This window comes from Methylosinus sp. RM1 (genome assembly GCF_011378635.1).
Classification (GTDB): domain Bacteria; phylum Pseudomonadota; class Alphaproteobacteria; order Rhizobiales; family Beijerinckiaceae; genus Methylosinus; species Methylosinus sporium.
Map to the genome: position 1 here is coordinate 1 of NZ_WOVC01000085.1, position 3,402 is coordinate 3,402.

General features: G+C 60.8%; 7 protein-coding genes. 2 read left to right on the top strand and 5 right to left on the bottom strand.

Annotation, left to right across the window (positions count from 1 at the left end; all coding sequences use genetic code 11):
- The first annotated feature begins 190 nt into the window (after window positions 1–190).
- Window positions 191–325 carry a hypothetical protein gene (locus FMZ75_RS22025; protein ID WP_255461858.1) on the top strand — a complete coding sequence of 45 codons (135 nt, stop codon included), beginning with the start codon at window positions 191–193 and terminating at the stop codon, window positions 323–325.
- Window positions 326–343: 18 nt separating this feature from the next.
- Here the strand turns inward: FMZ75_RS22025 and FMZ75_RS20890 are convergent, their stop codons facing one another.
- The 5 genes from FMZ75_RS20890 to FMZ75_RS20910 form a co-directional block, all read right to left on the bottom strand.
- Complete coding sequence (locus FMZ75_RS20890) at window positions 344–652, bottom strand: hypothetical protein (RefSeq protein ID WP_166146174.1); 309 nt, start codon at window positions 650–652, stop codon at window positions 344–346.
- Window positions 653–904: 252 nt separating this feature from the next.
- Complete coding sequence (locus FMZ75_RS20895; RefSeq protein WP_166146177.1) at window positions 905–1,177, bottom strand: hypothetical protein; 273 nt, start codon at window positions 1,175–1,177, stop codon at window positions 905–907.
- A gap of 117 nt (window positions 1,178–1,294) precedes the next feature.
- A complete protein-coding gene (locus tag FMZ75_RS20900; protein WP_166146180.1) occupies window positions 1,295–1,687 on the bottom strand; it encodes a hypothetical protein in 393 nt (130 codons plus the stop codon).
- 59 nt (window positions 1,688–1,746) lie between these two features.
- Complete coding sequence (locus tag FMZ75_RS20905) at window positions 1,747–2,550, bottom strand: hypothetical protein (protein ID WP_166146183.1); 804 nt, start codon at window positions 2,548–2,550, stop codon at window positions 1,747–1,749.
- 15 nt (window positions 2,551–2,565) lie between these two features.
- Window positions 2,566–2,898, bottom strand: coding sequence for a hypothetical protein (locus FMZ75_RS20910; protein WP_166146186.1), 333 nt, complete (start codon window positions 2,896–2,898; stop codon window positions 2,566–2,568).
- 111 nt (window positions 2,899–3,009) lie between these two features.
- Here FMZ75_RS20910 and FMZ75_RS20915 point away from each other — a divergent pair.
- Window positions 3,010–3,402: hypothetical protein (locus FMZ75_RS20915; RefSeq protein WP_166146189.1), on the top strand; the 393-nt coding region annotated here is incomplete at its 3' end.

Here is a 3,402-nt window from a genome sequence, read left to right on the forward strand (position 1 = left end):
TGAACCAATCGCTGGCAAAGCTTTGCGCCAAAGGCTTGCAATGCCTTGTCGCAACGAATTGCAAGCTGCTCTTCCATTCCAGCGGCAATGGGACGGAAACGGCGCTTACGCTCAAAACCCTTGCCAATCATCCGAAAAGCGGAGAACAAGAAATAGGTCCCCTCGTTTTCTTGCTGAGGAGACCGATTCAATGAAGATCGCCGCCGACCTGTCTAAGCGTTTTGTCGCATGGTATCGCCGCGTCGACTGGAAACGCCACGCCGAGGCGGGGGGATTCTTGGTTGTGCTGATAGAGCTTATCCGCAAACTACATGGCGGCCCGTAGCGGCGCGGCGTTCGTGACCTATGATCGTCGTCGCAACGTGACGACGTTCGAACCCCTCATGTCGAGCATGACCTCTAAGGCGCAAGCCGCGTCGAGAATGGCGCGCTCCAACTTCGCGAGCGTGCCGTCGTTCGAAATCGCGATTGTGGCAGCAGCGCTGGCCCGTGAGGCAAGCTCAATCATGGCGTCGTGATTATGCGCCTCGGCCTCGAAAAGCCGCTGTAGGGCCACCGCTGCGAACGGTGACAGGCGCTCGCGCACGGCGGCCTCGAAGGTGTCGAGAAACGCGGCGTGTGCGTTGTTCAATTCGCCAAAGGCGGCTTGCATGTCGTCGGCTCCCTTTCGTGTTTGATCGGCGGCGACCATAGGCACGTTAGCGCATGTGTCTATGCTAAAGGTGTCGTGATCTGCGGCAGCATTGCGCGACAGAAAAAGGCCCCATGCCCTCCACATGGGAAAGCACGGGGCCAAGTTCTAAGGTCGCTGTCACTGCTCGTTTCGATATCCGCTGCGCAAAGGGCCGAGCAGTGACTCGCCGCGCGCGTTACACGTTGAACCGCGCCCCATGCGCTATCTCGTTCACTCGATCTCGGCCGCGCGGCCCGGCGCATAGCGATATACGATCGCGCGCGCCGGCCATTTGCCGATGCGTCGCTCGAGGTCCGCAATATCCGCTCGGTAGAGCAGCGCGCCTATGACGGCTCGCTGATAGAAATGGGGCCGCCTCCCGACGTCGGCTGCAATGTCGCCGATGATGTGCTGCGGAATAACACTGTCTAGCAGGTCCGCTACGTCCTCTTTCGTCTTCGCGCTTCGAAACAGCGCCAGCGCTGGAATGACATGGTATGCCACATCGCGAGACAGTTCAGGACCTGCGGGTTTGGCAAAGTCGCATATGTCGTGCTGCGTTCCTTGAAGGTCCGCACGCCTTTCGTATTTCACTCTTTGCATCATAATTCCCCGCTCTCCTTATTGATCGTTGAGACCGAGCCTCACCACGTCGACGAAGATGCGCGACATGCCATCCGGCTTTACGGCAGTGATCTCATAGAGCACGTCGTCCGACATGCGCCGTATCTGATCGCCGCGGTTCAAAGGGACAGGCAAGTCGCGATGTGCGAAGCTGACTTGTGGGTCAGTCGACATGACGCCGCTTTCTTCGCCGCCTACCATGGACAGGTGCGGCTCTTCATCCCATATGCCGTTTGCGACGATCGGCGGCGACCCGTCCGGTTGCGATTGGCGATTTGGACGAAACACACAGCGTTGTATTTCGAACGTCTCGCCGAAGTGCTCGTTATGGCCCGGCTCGACAACCATGTTCATGAGTTGGCGGAAGTTCGGCGGATCGAACAATCCCATGACGTGCTTTCTGTGATGTGGCGAGCACGTAGCAACGTGCTCGCGAATGGAGACGTGGTTTAGATCGCGAAGCTATTTCGCTTGCCGGCCATGTTCGAACGAAAGCCGTTGGCCTTGTTGGTTATGCTCGCGGCTTTGGCGATCTCGGCGCGGCGCTGTTCACGGGTCGGCGCTTCGATCTCTTCGGCGGCGATGCTGCCGCGCGAGGTCGACGCGTTCTTATTTCCGCTACCGAGCAGTGCGACCATGTCGCAGCCGGTTTTCTGAAAGACGTCGAAAGCGTCGGCGCGCGGGTCGCTGTTCAGGATGCGCAGCGCATACGACAAGCGACGCGCCTCTTCGGCCTTCTCTGGCGTGGTCATCCGAGAGGCGGACATGCCCGCGAGACGGACCTCGACAAGGCGGCGGAGTTCGGCGTTAGTCATCTTGGGTTTCCCGTGTTCTCGAATTGACGTGGTGGTGATGTTGCCGCTGATCTCGGCCGGGAGCGACGCGAGCAGCGCGCTCGCCTTGTGCGGCGGCAGGCTCTTCGCGTTATGAACTTCGGCGATCTTCTTCGCCGCGCGAGGCCGGCTCTTCGCCTCGGGAAGAGACATGATCGCGTCTGCGTAGCGTTCGCGCTCGAACTCGGCGGCAGCGCGCGCATTCTCTATGCGGTCATAGAAGGTCGAGGGCGCGATATTCGCCTCGGATGGTTCGAAGGTAGCGCTCTGCCGCGAGGATGCGCCTGCGGCCTGCGCTCGAGGCGGTCGGGGTATCGCGTAGCCCTTGGCACGCGCCTCGGCCTCGGTCATGAGCTTGCCGCCCGACGTGCGCAGTTGGTCGAGGTTCGCGCCACCCCATGAAAGAGAAGGTTTCGACATGTGACGTTGTTCCGCTCAGTAGCCGAATGGACGGCCGATGTATGGGTTGCGGTGATAGCCGCCGGCGCGGATCGCACGTCCGCCGCCGCCTTGGCAGAGCACGCGATATTCGGCGACGAGACGGGTGAGCCCCACCATGTCGCCGCGGTGATAGTCGGTTTGCCTTCCGTTGAAGCGGATAGACGCGACGTTTTTTCCCATCGCGAATTCCGCACGGGCGTATTCGAGGGCGGCCAAAATCTCGCACGGGTTTGCGCCAGCGAACGCGTTCGCGTTGTCGTTGGTCGTCGGATAATTGCTCTGCGACATAGCAGGCCGCTGGGGTTGCCCGCGCATGTTGTAGACCATGATAGATTGTTCCTTGTGTTAGAAGCTGAGCGCTTCGTCTGCGTCCAACGCATCGCGCTCATGTGGCGGAATGTATGGTTCTAGGCGCGGCGCTCGACGTGATGGACGCGTTTGAAGCTGACGCGCCTTGCGCTGGCGTGGTTCCGGTTGCTGCGGCTCGCGCGGCGACACATTGCGCGCATCGGGCGGCGGCTCGTTCTCGACGACGTCGGTTCGCGTCGTGACAGCGCCGGGGAAAAACGCACCATTGAGACCGCGCTTTTTGATCTCGGCGCGTTCAGCCGCGAGCGTGTCGAGATGCGCTTCGAAATCGACGCCGCGCTCGGCAAGAAACTCGGTCATCGTTATCAGGCCGTTTTCGAGCAGCAAGATTTGCGACTCGGCCCACTTCTTGAGCTTGTTGTCGAGAATGGATTTGACCGAGCCGTAGGTCTTCGCGCCGATCTCTATGGCGCGTTCCGCCGCGGCCTCGACGCGCTCGGCTCCATAGGGGCCGGCCAGGCG